Raw genomic sequence first — 20,258 nt, 5'->3', positions numbered from 1 at the left:
AATGACTGGTTAAACCGTATCTATCTTCCTTCTGTTAGATACATCATCATTTTTGGAGTAAAAACGAATTACTTTTGTGCTGCCGTCACGGCAATTTCAATTAACCAATCTGGATTGACCAAATCGGCCTGAATTGTGGCACGCGATGGAGCAACACACCCTTTTAACCAGTCAACCCAAATTGCATTTACGGTTGAAAAGTCAGAAAGATTTTTCAAATAGAGCTGTGCAGAGAGCAAGCGAGATTTGTCGGTATTGGCTAATGCCAAAAGTTCATCAATCGTTGCAAGAATTTCACGAGTTTGGCCTGCCACGTCTTGCTCGGTATTTTTAGGTACCTGACCTGACAGATAAACTACTTTGTTAAAAACAGTCACGGCGCTCATGACTTCGTTAGTGTTAATCTTTTGTATATCTGAATTAGACATTCGGATTTCCTTATACCTGATTAATAAATTGAACACGGACGGTGACGGCACACATCAGTTCATAGCCCACCGTACCGGATGAAATTGCGACATCATCAATAGGTAAAACGACGCCTTTACTTGATTGGCCCCAGAGCACCACTTCACTGCCGACTTTGGCACTGTCAATACCCGTTAAATCGACTGCCAACATATCCATGCTGACACGGCCAATTGTGCGAGTGCGGACTGAGTCCACTAAAACAGGCGTACCTGTTGGTGAAATACGTTGATAACCATCGGCATAGCCACAAGCAACAATTCCAATCGTCATGGGTTGCTCTGCGACAAAGTTTGAGCCATAACCTACGCTTTCATTCGGCTCTAAATGCTGAACGGAAATAATTTCACTGCGTAAGCTCATGGTGGGTTGTAAGCCCCAGTCTGCAATACTATGCGTCGGGTAGTCTGGCGAGCTGCCATAGAGCATGATGCCGCTACGTGCATAATCTGATTTGAGCTGGTCTTGATAACGCAGAATTGCCGCACTATTACTTACCGACCTTTCACCCGGTAAATCTTTAATAATTTCTTCAAATGCAGTGATTTGATAATCAATACCTTGCTGGCCAAAACGGTCACCATCTGCATCTGAAAAATGCATCATGTGCGTAATCTTGGATACAGTTGCCAAGTTATTTAAACGTTCCCAAGCCTGAACATAGTGCTGTGGTTTAAAACCAAGACGGTTCATACCGCTGTTCATTTTCAAAAAAACATCAAATTGGGCCGCATAAGGATGCTTTTCTACCCACTCGATTTGCGCTTCACTATGAATGGTGAAACTGAGTTGATATTGCACACAATCAAATAAATCTTGAGGAGAGAAAATTCCTTCGAGCAATAAAATTGGACCTGTCCAACCTAGAGCACGAATTCGTTTTGCTTCATCAAGATCAAGTAAGGCAAAGCCATCTGCCGCTTTAAACGCTTCATAAACACGTTCAATTCCGTGTCCATAAGCATTGGCTTTTACAACGGCAAAGACCTTACTGTTTGGCATAGCCTTGCGTACCACCGCCAAATTATTTTGTAAGGCTTGACGGTGGATCACTGCGATAATAGGACGAGGCATGATTACTTTCCTAACGTCCGTTATGCAGCATGTGCGTGTGAATAACGCTGAATTGAAAGGCCATCGGTACTGATTTCAGTCTTATGATTCAATACGATGTCACTGATTAATTTTCCTGAACCACATGCCATGGTCCAACCTAAAGTACCGTGACCTGTATTCAAGAACAGATTTTTAAAGCGAGTCGCACCAATAATTGGAGTGCTGTCTGGTGTCATTGGACGTAAACCAGTCCAAAAAGACGCCTGTGCCATATCGCCGCCTGGGAACAAGTCCTGAGTCACCATTTGTAAGGTTGCACGTCGGTCTTCGTTCAGACCTAAATTGAAACCACTTAGCTCTGCCATACCACCTACGCGAATACGTTGGTCGAAACGCGTAATCGCAATTTTGTAGGTTTCATCAAGCACTGTAGATTGCGGAGCAAAAGCAGGATCAACAATTGGAATCGTCAACGAATAACCTTTCACAGGATATACAGGTAACTGTAGATCAAGTGGTTTCAAGAAATCACGTGAATAGCTACCAAACGCTAAAACATAACGATCTGCAGTTAAGACCTTACCATTGACCTGAACGCCCTTAATTTCATCGCCTTCAACAATCAATTTTTCTACGTTTTGGTTGAACTGGAAGTTAACACCTAACTCTTTAGCAATTTGAGCTAAAGCATTGGTAAATAAATAACAGTCACCTGTCTCGTCATTTGGTAAGTGTAAACCACCAACGAGTTTATCTTGCGCATTTGCCAAAGCGGGTTCTACACGACCAAGTTCGTTGCCATTTAATAATTCGTAGCTTACGCCGCACTCTTGTAGCACGCTAATGTCGCGTTGAACCGCTTCCATTTGTGCTTCTTTACGGAATAACTGCAACGTACCTTTAGCACGGTTTTCGTAATTAATGCCTGTATCTTTTCTAAGTTCACGTAAGCAATCACGGCTGTATTCAGCCACGCGCATCATACGTTCTTTGTTCACAGCATAACTTTGTGGATTACAGTTTTTTAGCATTTGCGCCATCCACTGTAACTGCCACATGCTGCCATCTAAATTAATCGCAAGCGGTGCGTGATGTTGGAACATCCACTTCACAGCTTTAAAAGGGATTCCTGGTGCTGCCCAAGGGGTCGAATACCCTGGCGAAATTTGACCTGCATTACCAAAGCTTGTTTCTTCAGCAGGGCCTGCCTGACGGTCAAGAACAGTGACCTCAGCTCCTTGTTGAGCTAGATAATAGGCACTTGCCACTCCGATAACGCCGCTACCTAATACAATTACGCGCATTTCCATTCCCTCACGCACACCAGTTTATTTAACTAGTATATTTCTGCTTCAATAGTTTATTTCACTGTTTTTCAGGGTATAATCTAGGTAAATTTATGTTTTTCTCGCGAGAATTTTAAAAAAAGAGGAAATATCTATGCGCCCCTTAGATCGTATAGATCGCATGATTCTGGACATTTTGCAGCGCGAAGGACGAATTGCGATTAGTGATTTGGCATCGAGAGTTAACCTGTCGACCACCCCTTGTTCAGAGCGTGTAAAACGCCTAGAACGCGATGGCATTATCATGGGTTATTACGCTCGGTTAAACCCAGCCTTTGTGGACCGTAACCTGCTTGTCTTTTTAGAAATTAAGTTATCTGCCAAATCTGGCGATGTGTTTGATCAGGTGGCTAGAGATTTAGTTGAGATTCCTGAAGTGCTTGAATGCCACCTCATTTCAGGTGAATTTGACTACCTTGTAAAAGCACGCTTAAAAGAAATGAGTGCATACCGCCGCTTGTTAGGTGATCTGTTAAAGAAACTTCCTGCTTCGGCATCATCACATAGTTATGTGGTCATGGAAGAAGTAAAAGAAACTTTATATTTAGATGTAAGCAAGTAAAGCGAAGCTCCATTGAACTCGCTTTACTCAAGTTTTGGAAATTAGAAATATTTTAAAATCGAAATATGTTTATTTTGATGTTTGAACTTCGAGAACCACTTAACTGCTGGATAGAGCGCAAAAGATAACACTATCGTGATTAACCACAGCATCCACACATGATTGACCGACAAATACTTCCCGTAGTTAGCTCCCCACACACTGAGTGCAAACACATACATGAGTTTCAATACATATAAGTGCAATAAATAAAAGAACATAGGCACCGAGCCAAACACCACCAAGGGTTTTAAAAACGAGCATTGCTGCATACGCTCAAAAGCAACGAGCACAAGCAAGCCAATTCCAACATTCAGCAAAATAAATAATAAAGACGGCGGATACTTAGTGAGGTTAAAAAAGCTCATGAGACTCAGTTGTAATGACTCAAAATGTTGCCACGGCTGGTCGCCATAGACATTGATAAAACGCAGTAAAACAAACAATCCAATACTTACTAAACCAAGGCTGAGTAAAGTGCAGCTTCTTTGCTTTGCTGAATATTTTGAACTAAAGAACTGACCTAGCGCATAGCCCAATAAAATCACCCCAATCCAAGGTAAAACTGGATAGCTTGTGCGAAGCTTGATGTCTGCAATCTCAATCCAACCACGGTCATGTAAAACAAACCATATATTTTGCAAGACGCCTTGTGAGAAGTGCACTGAATCTAATAAATTGTGCCCAAAAATAATAACCAAACCTGCGCCCGCAAGAACAGGCAAAGGCAAACTTACACAGCACGCTAGCACCACCATGCTAATACCAATCGCCCAGATCACCTGTAAATAAATGACTTCGGGTGGAAAAGTTGCTGTCCATGCAAAGTTCACCAGCGTGAGCTCCAGTGCAATCAAAAATAAGCCACGCTTTAATAAAAAAGCGCGCGTTTGTTGTAAGTCCTGTTTTTTTGATTGAAATAAAAATGCAGAAATACCGGTTAAAAGTACAAAAACCGGAGCGCAAATATGGGCCAATAATCGACTGCCAAATAAAGCCGGTTCTGTTACTGTTACGTCCATTGGGTCGGTAACCTGTTTATGTAAATAGAAAGTTTCTCTTACATGGTCGAGCAACATAATAATGATGACCAGACCACGTAAAGCATCAATCGACTGTAAACGTTCAATATTTTTTTCTATAGACATAGCGGTAATCAACAAAATAATGTAACGTTATACTATTACATTTAATACCTTTTGTCTTTTTATGGCTGATTATTTATGCGACACAAATTAGGATTGCTGTCTTCGTTAGGTCTATCATTTATATCGCCCCTCACTTGGGGAGAGGAAACGTCAACAGTACTTGAAACCATACGCATTCAGGCTGAAAGCAACAAAGAAGATGTGAGCCAAAATAGCTCGGCGACTAAATTTTCTCACGATGTTCTAGATGTACCGTTTAATCGTGCTTTTCTCTCTAAACAAATGATAGAACAACAAGACGTTCAACGGATTGATGATGCATTAACTTTAGTGAGCGGAGTTTTTCATCAAAACAATTATGGGGGCGGCTTTTGGGATAACTACTCTTTCCGAGGTTTTAGTGGCGACCCAAATTTAGGTGCCTCTATGATTCGAAACGGTCTGAGTGTTAACCGAGGAATCAGTGCTCCAAAAGATGTAGTAAATATTGAATCTTTAGAGTTTTTAAAAGGACCAATGGCGGCGCTATATGGCCGGGGCGAAACAGGAGGCTTACTTAACCTCAATAGTAAAAAACCACAATGGGAAAGTGAAAGTGAAGTTAACTTACGCGCTAATACCCAAGAACAATACCGAATTAGTCTCGAACATACCGCGCCTATAAATGATGAACTGGCCTATCGTGTAGCAGTGGCTCATGAAGATAATCAAAGCTTCCGTGATCATGTCAGCAGTGAACGCTGGTTCTTTTCACCACAGCTTACATGGAAAATTTCAGACCAAACGCAACTCGACTTTGACAGTGAATTTACTGAGCATAAAGGAACCTTTGACCGTGGGGTCAGCACAGTCCATCACCAATTTGTGATGGACCCGAAAACATTTACAGGTGAACCTGACGACGGCGATTTAAAAATAAAAGATTACTTTTACCAATTACGTCTGAGTCACGAGTTTAATCCTGACTGGAAACTAAATAGTGCGGTCAGCTATAAAGATGCCAAAATGGTCGGCTTTGCAACCGAACCTCGGCGTATGCAAGCCGATGGACGTACTTTAGAACGTCAACGTCGCTATCGTGACTATACAAGTGAAGATGTCCTAGCTCAGACAGAGTTACTTGGCAAGCTTGATACCTCTTGGGCTCGCCATGAAATTTTACTTTCAACCGAGCTTGGTCAACTTGACTATAAACAAAACCAGCTTCGTCGTAATCACAGTGCTGGTATGCCAAACACAATTGATATTTACCAACCTGAATATGGCAAATATTTACCGAACCTCACTCCGTTTACCAACACCAAAGAGCGCCAGCGTTACTTCGCACTGAATGTACAAGATCAGATCTTTTTCAATGATCAGTGGAGTGTGCTATTCGGTAACCGTTTTGATCAGGTCGAACAAGACTTTAAAAATCACCTGACTCAGACTGAAAGCAACCAGACACTTCATCAAAATAGTCCGCGTTTCGGAGTAAACTTTAAGACCTCTGACCAATGGGCGTTTTATAGCAACTATGGCCGCTCATTTGCCATGAATAGTGGCATGAATCGAAATGGTCAGACTTTTGCTCCTGAAAAAGGCGAAAGCTATGAAGTCGGTACCAAATATAAAATAAACGACCAAAGTGTGCTGAGTCTCGCTTTGTTTAAAATGAAAAAACAGAATGTACTGACGACAGACCCTATCGACAGTAATTTTCAAACCGCAGCAGGTGAAGTGAGTAGTAAAGGAGTTGAGTTTGACTTAAATAGCCAAATCACTGATCGCTGGTTCGTCAATGCCAACTATAGTTATACCGATGCTCAAATTGAAAAAGACCAAGACTTGGCAAAAGGCGCTCGTCTAAGCAATGTTCCAAAACATCAAGGCTCCGTAAGCACCAATTATGAGTTTCTACAAGAAGGCCCACGAAAAGCAGGTGTAGGTGCCAACCTTACTTATGTAGGCGAACGCAGTGGGCATAATCTAGATAATGGCTTTAATTTACCAAGCTATGCGCTGGTCAATTTAAATGGTTACTATGCCCCATCTGATCGTTTACGTTATCAGCTCAATGTAAATAATCTGTTTGATAAAACCTACTATGTCTCAAGCTATAGCGATTTATGGGTTCAACCAGGTGAACCACTGAATGCCTCAATCTCGGCACAGTGGAAATTTTAATTCTTCTATAAATAAAAAAAGCCCGAAAACTTTCGGGCTTTTCATTAGAACATACCATTTTCATTGACGAGTGGGTCGGGCTGTACTTGTCCAATATCCCAAAACTCAGCAATTTTACCCTTTTCAAAACGGCAAATATGAACCACGGCCAAGGTGGTTAACCCATTCATTTGCATTTCAAGTTTTGAATGCACAGCAACCAAATCGCCCTCTTCAATGACATGTTGAACATCAAAGACTTTGTTGGGAGTTTCAATTGCACTTTCACGCATCCCTTCCTTCAAAGAAGTCGCATCACCCGCATAATAAGGGTTGTGATGCTTGAAGTTCGGCGCAGTGTAATTGCTGTAAGCTTCATCAACTTCACCAGCTGCGGCAAGCTCTAAAAACCGTACTGCAATTTGTTTTTGAGATAAGTTCATGATTATCTCCTACTCTTTATTTTAGACCTTACTGCAACAGGTCATCTTCTTCGTCTTCCTCAAAGACATAGGCCATACAGCCCCATCCATCATATTCGCCCTGAAATTTCTCAGCGATGCTGGCAAACCATTGTTCCAAGTCAACAATGTCCGAATACTCAGGTTCCATGTTAACGAAGATGGTAATCACCCATTCATTTGGCTCAACAGAGTCATCTTGAAAAAGTGAAACTTTTTGTTCTTGATAAAGCAAATACAGCGCACATTGCTCTGCATTTTTCTGATCATGAAAAGCAATAGAAAATTCAATTTCATGCAGCTCGGTTAAATCATCCCCATCTTCAGCCATTTGCCAAAGTACATTGCCGTTATCATCATCTGGAAATTGTTCGTAGTCACGAGTCATAAAGTGATCCTTGTTGTTGTCGCGGTATTAATATTATTCGACATCCAGAATACCCGACTTTTATTGCAATTTGGGTATATATTCCGTTCCCAATTGCATCAAATTAATTTTTTTAATTATATAAATTTTAAAAAGGCACTTGTGACTCAATCACTACATCCGTTCCATTTAAGGGATGTTGGAAAGCCAAATATGCGGCATGTAAGGCCATACGGTTTAAGTGAAAACGTTTAGGCTCAGGGTGATATAACTTGTCCCCCATAATCGGATGTCCTATATGCATCATGTGCACACGTAGCTGATGTGAACGTCCTGTTACTGGTTCAAGTAATACTCGACTTTGATCGATTTTTTCATCATAAAACAAAGGCTGAAACAAGGTTTTAGCGTGTTTACCTAGTTCAAAATGTACAATTTGTCTTGGGCGATTTTCCCAGTCGGTAATGAGTGGAACCTCAACACTGCCCTCTTCTGCGACTGGGCCTTGCACCAAAGCAATATAATGTTTTTTGACTGTTCTGGCCTGAAACATTTTACTTACCGCAACTTCTGCATCACGGTGTTTAGCAAACATAAGTAAGCCTGATGTCGCCATATCTAAACGATGCGTAACCTTAGCTAAAGGGAATTTTTCCAGCACCCGTAAATAAGCACTGTCATGATGCTCAGGTAACCGTCCCATTACCGACAACAAACCCGCAGGTTTATCAACCACAACCAAATCATCGTCTTCAAATAAAATTGAAAGCGGATCTTGTGGCGGAGCGTAAACAAAGTTGTCGTTTAAAGGCATGGTCGTAGAAACAGCAATGGAGCATGGCGGCAAATCATAAAGAAATTTCAGATCTACCGCAAAATAATCTATAACGCTTTACTCATGTTCCACGTGAAACTCAGAAAATCTTTATCGTTTTTTATTCATTTCAGCTAAAAGATCAAGCTGAATTTCTTGAATATGCGCAAGTCTTTCCCACTGATGCGATAAAAGATGGTCCATTTTTTCATGCAAATGACGAATTTCAAGTTCGGCTTTTAAATTAATTTGATAGTCATGTTGAGAACGTAAACGGTCTTTGGCTTCTTGGCGGTTTTGACTCATCATAATAATAGGCGCTTGAATTGCAGCTAAGCATGACAAAACTAAATTCAGCAAAATAAAGGGATAAGGATCAACAGGCCGTACTACCATTACGACCGTATTTAGAATAATCCAACCTGTCAAAAATAGAGCAAAACAAATGAGAAAAGCCCAGCTACCCCCAAATGTTGCGATCTTATCTGCTAACTTTTCTCCAAATGTCCAATTCTGATCAAAATCCGACTCTGTATTTCGGCTAATTAGCTCATGGCGTTGCATACTGCCAATCACTTCATTTTCTAAATTAGAGAGTTCGCCCTTTTCGGAACGTAAAAGTGATTGAACATATTTAATTCGATAATCTGCCAGATCGGCTCGACAAATAAAACTTGAGTAATTCCAATCTGGATAGTCTTTTAAAATTTCATCACTAATCACATTACGAATGACTTCACCAGACACTAGATCTTTTAAAGGAAAATTTTTCCCACAAACGGCGCATTGCCGACACTGATTTTTATTTTCCATATTATTCAGCTCGTTATTATGATAATAAGATTATTATATAAACAATTTTGGCTGATCACATCGTAAATAAAAATAGTAATCTAACCTAAAATCTGTAAAGTCGCTGGTACGATTTTTCGATGGGCAGGAATTACAGGTAGCATATACAATCGCCCAAGCCAATTTTTAATATGCACTATTGTAGTTACGGTAAGCACTTTGGTCTTTTCATTCTTGTATATGGATAAAGTCACATTTAAGTGCTTGTCATCATCTCCAATCACTAACTCATTTTCGGTACGCTGCAAAAAAGTAAAAATTCCAATTCGGTCGCCTGCGACATATTCATTTTCTTTTTTATGAGTATCAATCTGCTTAAAACTTCCTAAATCTTTAAGCCCAATCTTTGAAGTAATTTTATTACGCATATTCATGCTCCACTCTATCCACTCTGGAGTGTGCTGGAATAGCTTAATAAGTTGCTGAAATACATTTAGGTCGGGCTGACCAAGCACAATACTCCACGAATCGTGGAAGTAAGCATTATTCAGTTGAGATGAGATTTGACTGTCGGTAGGTAAAGCAGAAAGATAAGGCTTATTCATAAATTATATTCTTGTAAAGTATCGTTTTTATTATAGAGAATTTTTTAGGGTGTCAAGGGAAAACATCTATGGTTTACTTCAACAATTATAACTTTGTAAGTTAGAACCTTATGCCTATAAACTTTTGATCTATAGCGTCCTAAGCCGAATCGAGACCTTTTGGGTGAGTACACACTAACGTTATACGTTTTGGTGCATGCTACTCTTTTCGATCCCTATCACACCCTTGAGATATAGTTTAGCCAGCACCCTGTGGGATTGTTTTTCTAAGAAAAGCTAATTTTTAATATTTTTGGGAATTTTTACGTCATTAGACAAATTTAAAAGAATTTATTCCCATTTACCCATAATTAGTTAAATTTAAATTCCGATTTATTTGTATTTTTCGGTTTATTTTACCAAATCATTCATTGTTTTGACCAATAGGACATCAGGCTATAAAAGTAAATTACCCTTCATTTTTTAGTCATGAAGGGCAAAAGCCTTTTATGAAGAGATAAAACCATGTTTACGGGTTTGGTAAACGGTACATAATGCGATCAAGGCAAAAACTAGCATAAACCATGGAAAATAGGCTGCCCCAAAACTTTCAAGCAATCCACCACCAACCATTCCACCAAAAGCTATAGCAAGGTTAAATACCGTGACCAACATAGACTGCGCCACATCTGCTTCGGGACCCGCAGTATTTGCCAGAGCTGTTTGTAATAGTGTTGGAGCACCACCAAAAGTTACTCCCCATAACACTACACTCGTGAACACGACAAAATTTGAAGAACTATAAACACCTAACAGCGCTGTTGCGATGGCAAAGATAAATAAGCTCAAAAGTGTTATTTTTCTTAATGAACGATCGATAAACATCCCTGTAATGAGAATGCTGACAATTGAAGAAATACCGAATATGAACAGGATAGTCTCAACTTTATATGTCTGCCCTGTCGAGGCCAAAAAAGGTGAAATATAAGTATAGAGAATGCTATGCGCCAATATCCAAAGAAAGACGACTGCTAAAATAGCTCTGATGCCCGGCATTAAAAGAACTTTTAAAATGGGTAACCTTTTTTGCGCTGACTGCCCTGCAAAATCAGGAATGCTAAAACGAATCCAGACAAATAAAATCAATGCCAATAAAGACATGATCCAAAACACGCCACGCCATTCAAACAATGTTCCCAACCACGCACCCAAAGGAACTCCTATTGATAAAGCTATCGGTTGCCCAACCCCAGCGATTGCTAAAGCTCGTCCTTGATACGATGCAGAGACCATGCGTCTTACATAACCCGCTAAAAGCCCCCAAATAACACCCGCTGCCATCCCTGCAATAAAACGAGCACTTAAAGTCAGAGTATAGTCATTTGATAAGGCAGTAATCGCGTTAAATAAAAGTAACCCTGCAATAGCACTGAGTAATAAGGGTCTCCGATTCCAACTACGGGTAAGGCTAATCAGCGGTATTGCTGCTAAAACAGAACCTAAGGCATACACTGCTATAAGCTGTCCTGCATAAGCTTCTGAAATATGTAAGCCTTGACTGATTTGGGGCAAAAGCCCTGCTGGCATGGTTTCTGTCATAATGGTCAGAAAGCCTGCAACTGTAAAAGCCAACAGTTTCCAAATTGGTAATTGAGTAGAGAATTCATTAGTTAGCTGATGAGATGTTCCATCATTCTTTATATTCATAAAGCTTTACTCTCAAATTCTTTTACAGCGTACTTACTCTGCTCTGCATCGTTATATGCTTGTTTTATCGGATTAGGATGGGAAGACATTTGTTCTCCATGGAAACTAAAGTCATTATTTTGGAATGATCATTCCAATTTAAGTTAAATAAAAACCTTAACTATTCAGCTCAACAATAGTTAAGGTTTAAATGAGTTTTATAAAATGTTTAAAGCAACCTCGACCACATCCATTAAACATTGCTTTCTTTGTTCAAGTGGGCTGCCTTTCCCTAAAACACGTAATCCTTGAATCGTATTTACAAAAAAACTCGCTAACGCACGCGGGTTTTGAGTAGAAGCAATTTCACCAGATTGTTGAGCTTTAATTAATAAACTCTCTAAAGCATGTTGTAGTTTCTGTAGGTTGCTCACAACAAATTGAGCGACATCTTCATCATGGCCAGCCAGTTCCAAACAAGCATTTGCGACAAGACATCCTTTGTGTTCTGGATCACTTAGCTCATCTTTAACCACATTTATCAGTAATTGCCGAATAAGGGCTTTGGGCGAACCTGAACCAGATAACAGCTTCACATTATTAAGTATAGTTAAAAGTTCATAGCGCTGTAACGCTGTTTGATAAAGACCCTGTTTGTTTTGAAAGGTACTGTAAAGACTACTTCTTGATAGTCCCGTACCGTCAACCAAATCTTGCACTGAAGTTGCAGCATAACCACGACGCCAAAAAACTTGCATTGCAGCATCAGCAATTTCATCAGTTTCAAATTCTTTTGTACGCATACATACACTTAACAGGAACGATCGTTCCAATTAATTTATGACAGGAAGATAGAGAAGTCAAACTAATAATTCTTTCAATAGCGCATGTTTAGCCGAATAACTCATGTAAAGCTGACTCCCTAATCCCCACTTTTAAGCATTTTTATTCTTTGGGCACTATTCTTAGAGATAACTTTTGCGCTTGAATACATTATAAAAACATATTATAAACTATTTCTAACCAAATGATTGGTTTTTTGGAACTTTATAATGAACAACAATATTATAATTTTTGGTTATGGAACAGGTATTTCCAAAGCCGTAGCACATAAATTTGGTAAAGAAGGCTATAAAATCGGTTTAGTGGCACGTAATGCTGAAAAACTCGAAAAAGCCATTTTAGAACTTAAAACACAAGGTATTGAAGCTTACGCTTTTGCATGTGATTTAGCGGTTCTTGAAGATATACCAAATCTTATTAATCGTATTAAAGACCGATTAGGAGAGATTAAAAATATTCATTGGAATGCTTTCCATGATATTGAAGGTAATATCCTAAAAACCCCTCCTCTAGAGCTCACCAAAAGCTTTCATATTCGTGTTTCGAGCTATATTGCGACGGTACAAGCTTGCTTAGGCGATTTAGAGAAGAACCACGGTAGCATTTTATCGACAAACGGAATTTTTGCTTTCGATGCAGTGGGTATCGACTTGGTTGCTAAAGAGTACTCATCCTTAGCAACCACCGCTGCCGCTCAATACAAAACCACCAATTTACTTGCTCATAGTCTTGCCGACTCAAATGTTTACGTGAGCCAAGTGATTGTGAATGGTTTCGTTGATGGGACATCTGGAGCACAAGATAAGACTTACACGGTACATCCAGAAACCATTGCAGAGCAGTTCTGGTACTTACACCAGCATAAGCAAGAAACTGTTTCTCTTTGTGGTGAAGCCATTCAAGCTGCTTAAACTATGTCTTATGAGAGAAAAAGCGTAATCAATTACGCTTTTCTTAACTTTCTAAATTTATTCTTTTTCTCACGCCTATATATATTATGAGTTTTAAATTACTCTTCCCATTTTCTAAAAACGAGACAAGTATTTACGCCACCAAAACCAAAGCTATTACTCATAACTGTTTTCAGTTCGGTTTCTCTGCTTGTTTGAACAATATCGAACTTTTTAGCTTCTTCGCGCAGTTCGGTAATATTAATACTTGGTGCGATAAAGTTATTTTGCAGCATTAAAATAGAATAAATCGCTTCGTGTACGCCTGCTGCCCCCAAACTATGCCCAGTCATGGACTTGGTCGAGCTGAGTGGCGGTACTTTTTCACTGCCAAAAGCTCTTTCTATAGCCAATAGCTCTGGAATGTCTCCGACTGGCGTTGAAGTGCCATGCGTATTGATATAGTCAATCGTTTCAGAGCCATTTTGCTTGGCTTCTGCGAGTGCCAATTTAATGCAACGGGTCGCGCCTTCGCCACTTGGGGCTACCATATCGACACCGTCACTATTGGCAGCGTACCCAACCACTTCTGCCAAAATTTTTGCTCCGCGCTTTTGGGCATGGCTTAAAGACTCCAAAACCACCATGCCACCGCCGCCAGCGATCACAAAGCCATCGTTATCTTTTGAATATGGGCGTGAAGCTGTTTCTGGTGCATCGTTATATTTAGAGCATAAAGCCCCCATCGCATCGAATATTGCTGTTTGGGACCAATGGTCTTCTTCGCCGCCACCCGCCAGCATTAAGTCTTGTTTACCAGCGGCAATAAGATGAAATGCATAGCCGATTGCGTCGGCTGAAGTGGCACAGGCACTCGCGATTGATTGAGAGATACCTTTTAGGTTGAAAGCATTTGCTAAGTTAGAACTAACCGTATTTGTAAGATAGCGTGGTGCTAAATCAGGCGATACTTCGCTTGCACCTTTTTCTTTTAAGCTATGCAGCATGTCGATGATTGAAGCTGTCGAGCTGCCACCTGTTCCTCCAATCACACCATATTTTGAGTTGTTGGCAATATCACTCACATCAAGCTCAGCGTGTTGTAGCGCATTGACCGCTGAATTGTATGCATACATGGCACAAACACCCATGTGTTTTTTTAATTCTGGATCAATATTTTCAAAATCCATTTCGGCAGTGGCACTCACATGACTTCGAAAATTCAATTGTGCATAGACATCGTTATAGCGAATGCCTGAGCGGCCTGCTTTTAAGGACTCGGTTACTTTCTCTAATGTATTTCCAATACAGGAATTAATTCCCATACCTGTTATTACGACACGTTCCATTCTTATCTCTATAAAAACGACAAAAATAGATCTTAACAATCAAGTTCTTTTTTAGAACTGGCAAAATATTTCTATATTTATTATTTTTTCTTATCGAATATAAATAAAAAGTTAATAATAATATTTTTATTTAAAAATACATTTAGTTTTATTATTAAATCAAAAATATTTTAAATATTAAATTGACGCAATTAAAATCACCGATTATTATCTCGTTGCTGGCCTACATTGCCAGACGGTTTTGACAGACCGTAACTCGTAGCGGGTTATAGTACAATCTATAAGTCGTTAGACCCTTGCGTCCCCTTTTCTTTGCGGTAGGACGGATGGGGGACGCCCCGTGCGTGCTGGTTCTACGAGTCCAGTCTGTCAACCCCCTTTCGTTCTACCACCATAAATTAATTCGCGGTAATCTGGTGGTAGGACTCCATAAATTATAAGGAGTTGACCATGACATTTTTCAAACTTATTCCCTCTTCTACTTAATCATTTTATTTATTTAAAATTTAGGTTTTCTATTGCCTAGTTTTTTAATTTATAAATTATTTTTATTTTAAAATTTTAATTGTTTTATTTTCCTATATACATAGGAGGATTAATTATTACCTAAAAATTATTTTAATCCTTAAAACTAATTATATTTTTATTCTACTCATAGATATAAATTATTATGAGAATAATATGACAATTTATAAACCTATTTTGGCTTTAAGTTTTGTTCAAGGTAGCTACGATTTTTTCAGTTTGCAAAGTCCTGTTCTCCCACGGGACTTTGCCCCTACTTTTTAGCTTCATGCAGCGGTGTGACAAAAGTGGTCTGGGCTAAGCGTTTGGCTTAGCTCCTTTATCTCTGTGCCGCAATAGTTTATTACTTTAAATCAGCGCAAAAGATTAAAGCCTGTTGTGGCACAGAGGCGGAGAGAAAATAAGAATAAATAGGAGTCCTAAATTTTTTATGAGTTTTTCTTTAAATCTTCAATATAAGTGGTTGTACTGCCATCCCAATAACAATGTTTACAACGCCCCTCTTTAAAGACATGCTTACAATTTGTATATCCATAAATTATATAGGCGCATTCAGGACACAAGGATGCCATGCTAGATTTACTTTTTAAGTATTGGCTTCCACATTCATCACATTTTTCACAACCACTTAGCATGGATATATCTCGATTTAAAACAAGCCATGAGAACATAATAATAAATTAAAAGACGATCTTGTACGTTTTAACCTACAAGCTTTTAGGGATTTTGCGGATTGGCGACTTCCCGCTTTTTTCCTAATATGAGCTCATACAGGAACAGGATGTTCCGGAACATAAAACAACAATAATAGGTTCAAGCACCAGGAGCGTGAGATACGACAGGAGTCATATCTAGTACCCAAATACGAAAAAGCCCGACAGGATGTCGGGCTTTTTTTATTGCTGTTTAAAAATAATCTGAAAGAAAATTCTTATAGTGTTTTATTCACAACATACCTTTGAACTACTTGATCTTGAGTAATTTCAGAATGAAGACGACCATTGTTTGCTTGAATTACTTTTGCGGACGCTAAATTAGATTTATAACAATGTATATGTAATTCCGTTAAACCTAATTTCCAGGCCTCCTGAATCGTAAGCTCTAATAATTTTGAACCAAAATCATTTCTACGTTTAGAAGGGCGAATACCTAGACCAATATGCCCACCACAATATTGAATCTGTTCATTAAGCTTAGGTCGTAAGTTAGATACACCAATAATTTCACTGCCTTCTACTAACCAATATGTAATATTGGCAACATGTCCTTCCTGTAAAGATTCCCCATTTTCATACTCTCTTAGTTTATTCAAAAACGAATCAAAATTTGTATGATCAAAATCCATTGTCAAAGGGTAACGTTCTTCATCTGCTAATTCATTAATATAGTTGTTATAGCTCTCTTTAAACCTCAAATGAGGTTTTACCAACATAACGGTCATTTATTGATTACTCCCGATAAAATTGTTCTTTTTACAACCAAACTTAAACATAACATATTGTTATCAATAGCAACTCTTATTCTTCTCATCACCCTAAAGCGTACTGTTCAATCAATACCACGCGAGCATCTTCACGACCTGTTAATCGCTATTTGTTTAATTGGAATCTATTTTTACTTCAACTAATTTTGCCAAGGAAACTTTTTCAGTCGATGTCTCACGCGATACATCAATCCGCCATGCAGGTTGCCGACATGCCATGCTAATTTTGAAGTCAGGGTCATGTCAGGAATCCAATAACGTGATTGTAAGGGTACAACAGGTTTAGGTTCAGCCAATTCAATCTCTGCGGCGATATAGCCTTCACCATCCGCTAAACTCATACGTGCCAACACATTTCCAGTAGCATCACAGATTTGTGTTTCACCCACCATTTCCGTTAACCATTTGACGTAAGGTAACATCGGCATATCACTCAGGATTTCTCCGACATGGGCAGCATGTACCACTGGAATACCTGTTAAACGTGCCATTTGTGCAGGCAGTGCTTCACTTTGATGTTTATATATTTCATGTTCACGACGCATCCATGTACCCAATAGCCCATACCAATTAATCGGCATGGAGTACCAACACATTCCGCCTAAAATCAACTGTGCTTGCTGTTCTCGCACACGTTTGGCTGTGCGAAATCTTGCCCACTCCCAGCCCGACAGCAAAGCAACTTTACAGTTTAAGCTTGTCGAATCCACCTGCCCATCGTCCGAACCACCACGATAAAAGTTATGCTCCCATGCAGTTGGAATATCTTTGTCATGCAGATGATAATCGCCATTACGCTCCACCATGACATAACTGCCATAAGTATGCCCATCACGTATCGCTACAAATCCACCTGTGATCACCACATTTAATTGCTTAGCTAAGCGGATTAAAAGCTGTAAGGGCTTGCCCTCTAAAGGTTGTGGTGTAAACAACGCCTGTGGTGAATAGACGTTTGGAGAAGTCATCGACTCAGGAAGTACGATTACATCAGGCGTATGCTCTTGATGTGCAGCTAAAATCAATTGTTCAAGTTTTTTTAAATTTGCTTCAATCTTTCCTAACTGTAATGCAGGCTGAATGGCAACGATTTTCATATATGTAATTCTTTTGAGTACTTATAAAAAGCTTAACATCGAATCTTAGAAATACTTTGACCGTACTGCCTCAATGCTTGGTTTATTTTTCTGTAGAGCGACCGCTGATAAAACTAGTATTAGCTCTAAACATTGACGGCGCAAAATCCACCATACGGCGTAAAGTTTGGGCGAAATGGACTTGAACTGAAAAGCCTATCTTTTATAAGCATAATAAACCTGCGACCTTTAATCAGCCGTTCTTTGGTCTCGCCTGCGATTTTACTATGTATAAAGATATTTTATTAAAACGTGTGAAGTGGTGATATACATAGAAAACTTAGATTATAAAATTAGGTCTAAGTTTTCTTATTCAACTAAATTTAAAAACTCACGATGTTGAATGACTGATATTTTCTTGCTTTTTATGACGTATCCAACGTATTGCCAAAATAACAGCAATAACCACCACAACTGCGACAAGCGCGGGAACTAGCAAAGCTGAAACTGAAAGTAAGATGGCTCCAATCCACTCACCTGTCGCAACAACAAAATTCCCTAAACCGCCTGTGGTTGCAGTTGAAACACCACGTGCAGCGACTGTACTCATTTGCACCACACCTGCCGTACCACCGCCCACAATAATCGCTGCCGCCCAACCTGCGAACTGTGACATTTCACCACTACTCACGGCCATGGTCGTTAACGTACCCGCAATCATGGCCGCAGGAGTCGCGACTGTGTCTAAAGCATTATCGACCCAAGGAATATAATAAGCGGCAACTTCACAGACTGTTGCCACAGCTAAAGCCAAGCAAACCGATGGCAGAGCTAACCATTCAAAACCCTTCGATGGCTCAAACCATCCCATCATTGTTGCAATGCTCATGACCAACAATGGCACAAACACCCGAAAACCGCAGGCAGCGCTCAGCCCCACGCCAATACATAAACCTAATATAGTTTCCATAACGGTTTCCTTTTTCATGCCCATCGCGGGTCTTGTTATGTAAGTCTTATTTTAAACTAACAAAAAGCCCCATCAGGTGACAGGGCTTTTTGTTAAATGCGAACGCAAATATTATTTTATTCTTAACGTTTAAACTCAGTGCAATAGCATTTAGTGCATGGTGGTAAACGATCTGTATTAATTTCTAAAAACACTCTCTGGCCACATTGAGCGCAGAAATAGAAGCCTGTTCCGGGTTTTTCGCCAGCTGTTACCATGATTGCATTCCTATAATCGTATAGATATTAAACAGGAATATAACCCAGTTAGAATGATTGTCAATTGTCCATTTCGCCCGATGATGATGGCATAAATGCAAAAAATGTTATTTGTACGATTTATCTTACAAACTTTTAGGGATTTTGCGGATTGGCGACTTACCGCTTTTTTCCTATGATGAGTTCATACAGGAACAGGATGTTCCGGAACACAAAACAACAATAATAGGTTCATGCACTAGGAGCGTGAGATACGACAGGAGTCATATCTAGCAACCAAATACGAAAAAGCCCGACAGGATGTCGGGCTTTTTTTATATACTTACTTCGTAGATTTATAGAGTATGAAACTTATAAAATTACTCTACACTTCCCTAATTATTATAGTTTATTTTATAAGTTCTTCATTAATTACTTTCTTTTACTAGCAGATATTTTGGGATTTCCATCAATTAGAATAATTTGAGAAGCTTTACCATAACTTGTAACAAACTCTCTTCTAACTTCTTGTAGCCTTTTAAATTTTTCTCCTAGACCACCAATATCTATTAGAATAAATATACCTTCTTCTGACTGCTCAGCTGTCTTATATATTTCAAGTTGTCTCTCATAGCCATGTATTACATTTGAGTTAGTAGATAATTTTATTTCAACTATAACTTTAAAATTAAAACCCTGAGATATTTTAAAATCAACAGGCCCATTGCCACTATCTACTTCAGGGCTAAGATCTAAATTATTTGCTTTACAATAACTCAAAGCTACCGCAAATAGTAATCTTTGACATGCTTTTTCTTTTCTCGGTTTTTCATCTTCTGTCCATAATTCTTTCCATAGACCATTATCTTCAATTAATAACTTGAATTGATCTATTATTTCATTCACCACGCCTAAAAGTTGTTCTCTGTTATGTATACCATTACTAAAACTCTTCAAATTTAAAGGATATTGATTTGCAATATTTTTTAAAATTTGAAGCCAAAATATATCCCCATTAGGATCTTGACGGAAATCATAAGCTTGAGCACCCTTCAATTTTTTAATTAGATTTAAAACGTCATCAAATGACTCCTTGTCTTGAAGAGCAGAACTTTTAAATTCCGCTTTATCTTTTTTATTCATAGTTGCCCAAATATGGCCAACATTTTCATTAATTCTTTTTCGAAGTTGTTCATTTTTTCTTACAACCTCTGAAATCTCACTCCAATCGTTAGCTATTGGTAAATCTCGAACAACATCCATAGGTAAAAAGAATATAGGATTATTAGAGTAAGGATTCTTTATTAGTTGAAAAACTTCACCCTTAAGCTCAAAAGGTTCTGTAGGAATATTTAGTTTTTCAACAATATCAATTGTATATTCAAGTATTTGATCATAAATAATATTAGTGACCATAT

At 39.0% G+C, this 20,258-nt stretch carries 20 protein-coding genes and 2 pseudogenes; 4 read left to right on the top strand and 18 right to left on the bottom strand.

Annotated features, from left to right (window positions below; all coding sequences use genetic code 11):
• Window positions 1-68: 68 nt before the first annotated feature.
• From AW165_RS15490 to AW165_RS15480, 3 genes are read right to left on the bottom strand one after another with little or no spacing between them, the layout of a single operon-like run.
• A complete protein-coding gene (locus AW165_RS15490) occupies window positions 69-428 on the bottom strand; it encodes a RidA family protein (RefSeq protein ID WP_000071347.1) in 360 nt (119 codons plus the stop codon).
• A 10-nt stretch (window positions 429-438) separates the two neighbouring features.
• On the bottom strand, window positions 439-1,542 hold the full coding sequence (gene alr, locus AW165_RS15485; protein WP_060466345.1) for an alanine racemase: 1,104 nt from the start codon (window positions 1,540-1,542) through the stop codon (window positions 439-441).
• 20 nt (window positions 1,543-1,562) lie between these two features.
• Window positions 1,563-2,828: a D-amino acid dehydrogenase gene (locus AW165_RS15480; RefSeq protein WP_060466344.1), complete on the bottom strand. Its 1,266-nt coding sequence runs from the start codon at window positions 2,826-2,828 to the stop codon at window positions 1,563-1,565.
• 136 nt (window positions 2,829-2,964) lie between these two features.
• Between AW165_RS15480 and AW165_RS15475 the strand changes: the two genes are divergently transcribed.
• Window positions 2,965-3,432 carry an Lrp/AsnC ligand binding domain-containing protein gene (locus tag AW165_RS15475; RefSeq protein WP_060466343.1) on the top strand — a complete coding sequence of 156 codons (468 nt, stop codon included), beginning with the start codon at window positions 2,965-2,967 and terminating at the stop codon, window positions 3,430-3,432.
• A 41-nt stretch (window positions 3,433-3,473) separates the two neighbouring features.
• Here AW165_RS15475 and AW165_RS15470 read toward each other — a convergent pair whose 3' ends face one another.
• Entirely contained in the window at window positions 3,474-4,619 is a 1,146-nt protein-coding gene (locus AW165_RS15470) for a DUF1624 domain-containing protein (protein ID WP_060466342.1), read from the bottom strand.
• Between the two features lie 75 nt (window positions 4,620-4,694).
• Between AW165_RS15470 and AW165_RS15465 the strand changes: the two genes are divergently transcribed.
• Entirely contained in the window at window positions 4,695-6,785 is a 2,091-nt protein-coding gene (locus AW165_RS15465; protein WP_060466341.1) for a TonB-dependent receptor, read from the top strand.
• A 44-nt stretch (window positions 6,786-6,829) separates the two neighbouring features.
• On the opposite strand, the gene AW165_RS15460 is transcribed toward AW165_RS15465, so the two are convergent.
• The 7 genes from AW165_RS15460 to AW165_RS15430 all read right to left on the bottom strand — a co-directional run bounded on the left by AW165_RS15460 (window position 6,830) and on the right by AW165_RS15430 (window position 12,271).
• Window positions 6,830-7,207 (bottom strand): nuclear transport factor 2 family protein, encoded by a 378-nt coding sequence (locus AW165_RS15460; RefSeq protein WP_017387409.1) that lies wholly within the window; start codon window positions 7,205-7,207, stop codon window positions 6,830-6,832.
• Window positions 7,208-7,235: 28 nt separating this feature from the next.
• Window positions 7,236-7,613: a ribonuclease E inhibitor RraB gene (locus AW165_RS15455; RefSeq protein WP_005079563.1), complete on the bottom strand. Its 378-nt coding sequence runs from the start codon at window positions 7,611-7,613 to the stop codon at window positions 7,236-7,238.
• 127 nt (window positions 7,614-7,740) lie between these two features.
• Entirely contained in the window at window positions 7,741-8,406 is a 666-nt protein-coding gene (locus AW165_RS15450) for an RluA family pseudouridine synthase (protein ID WP_060466340.1), read from the bottom strand.
• 111 nt (window positions 8,407-8,517) lie between these two features.
• Window positions 8,518-9,219, bottom strand: a complete 702-nt coding sequence (locus AW165_RS15445) for a DUF1003 domain-containing protein (protein ID WP_016802481.1) — start codon at window positions 9,217-9,219, stop codon at window positions 8,518-8,520.
• An 80-nt stretch (window positions 9,220-9,299) separates the two neighbouring features.
• Window positions 9,300-9,803 (bottom strand): DUF2867 domain-containing protein, encoded by a 504-nt coding sequence (locus AW165_RS15440; RefSeq protein ID WP_005071896.1) that lies wholly within the window; start codon window positions 9,801-9,803, stop codon window positions 9,300-9,302.
• A 486-nt stretch (window positions 9,804-10,289) separates the two neighbouring features.
• Window positions 10,290-11,489, bottom strand: coding sequence for an MFS transporter (locus AW165_RS15435; protein WP_060466339.1), 1,200 nt, complete (start codon window positions 11,487-11,489; stop codon window positions 10,290-10,292).
• A 197-nt stretch (window positions 11,490-11,686) separates the two neighbouring features.
• On the bottom strand, window positions 11,687-12,271 hold the full coding sequence (locus AW165_RS15430; protein WP_060466338.1) for a TetR/AcrR family transcriptional regulator: 585 nt from the start codon (window positions 12,269-12,271) through the stop codon (window positions 11,687-11,689).
• A 249-nt stretch (window positions 12,272-12,520) separates the two neighbouring features.
• On the opposite strand from AW165_RS15430, the gene AW165_RS15425 reads away from it, so the two are divergent.
• Window positions 12,521-13,222: an SDR family NAD(P)-dependent oxidoreductase gene (locus tag AW165_RS15425; protein ID WP_060466337.1), complete on the top strand. Its 702-nt coding sequence runs from the start codon at window positions 12,521-12,523 to the stop codon at window positions 13,220-13,222.
• Between the two features lie 98 nt (window positions 13,223-13,320).
• Here the strand turns inward: AW165_RS15425 and AW165_RS15420 are convergent, their stop codons facing one another.
• The 4 genes and pseudogenes from AW165_RS15420 to AW165_RS20170 form a co-directional block, all read right to left on the bottom strand.
• On the bottom strand, window positions 13,321-14,550 hold the full coding sequence (locus AW165_RS15420) for a beta-ketoacyl synthase N-terminal-like domain-containing protein (protein WP_060466336.1): 1,230 nt from the start codon (window positions 14,548-14,550) through the stop codon (window positions 13,321-13,323).
• Between the two features lie 1,456 nt (window positions 14,551-16,006).
• Window positions 16,007-16,516, bottom strand: coding sequence for a GNAT family N-acetyltransferase (locus AW165_RS15415; protein WP_060466335.1), 510 nt, complete (start codon window positions 16,514-16,516; stop codon window positions 16,007-16,009).
• Window positions 16,517-16,698: 182 nt separating this feature from the next.
• Window positions 16,699-17,655: a carbon-nitrogen hydrolase family protein gene (locus tag AW165_RS15410; protein WP_060466334.1), complete on the bottom strand. Its 957-nt coding sequence runs from the start codon at window positions 17,653-17,655 to the stop codon at window positions 16,699-16,701.
• A gap of 82 nt (window positions 17,656-17,737) precedes the next feature.
• Window positions 17,738-17,851: pseudogene (locus AW165_RS20170) on the bottom strand (AraC family transcriptional regulator); the annotation flags it as partial.
• Between the two features lie 4 nt (window positions 17,852-17,855).
• Between AW165_RS20170 and AW165_RS19420 the strand changes: the two are divergent.
• Window positions 17,856-17,960: pseudogene (locus AW165_RS19420) on the top strand (Mpo1-like protein); the annotation flags it as partial.
• A gap of 65 nt (window positions 17,961-18,025) precedes the next feature.
• Here the strand turns inward: AW165_RS19420 and AW165_RS15405 are convergent.
• The 3 genes from AW165_RS15405 to AW165_RS19765 all read right to left on the bottom strand — a co-directional run.
• Window positions 18,026-18,604, bottom strand: a complete 579-nt coding sequence (locus AW165_RS15405) for a DUF4126 domain-containing protein (RefSeq protein ID WP_060466333.1) — start codon at window positions 18,602-18,604, stop codon at window positions 18,026-18,028.
• A gap of 122 nt (window positions 18,605-18,726) precedes the next feature.
• Entirely contained in the window at window positions 18,727-18,861 is a 135-nt protein-coding gene (locus tag AW165_RS19965) for a zinc ribbon-containing protein (protein WP_004640417.1), read from the bottom strand.
• Window positions 18,862-19,272: 411 nt separating this feature from the next.
• On the bottom strand, window positions 19,273-20,258 hold a 986-nt coding region (locus tag AW165_RS19765), incomplete at its 5' end, for a hypothetical protein (RefSeq protein ID WP_060466332.1).

Source organism: Acinetobacter sp. LMB-5, from assembly GCF_001541635.1.
In the GTDB taxonomy this organism is placed as follows: Bacteria; Pseudomonadota; Gammaproteobacteria; order Pseudomonadales; family Moraxellaceae; genus Acinetobacter; species Acinetobacter pittii.
Note: the sequence above shows the minus strand (reverse complement) of the source record. Positions and strands in the feature narration are given on the sequence as shown.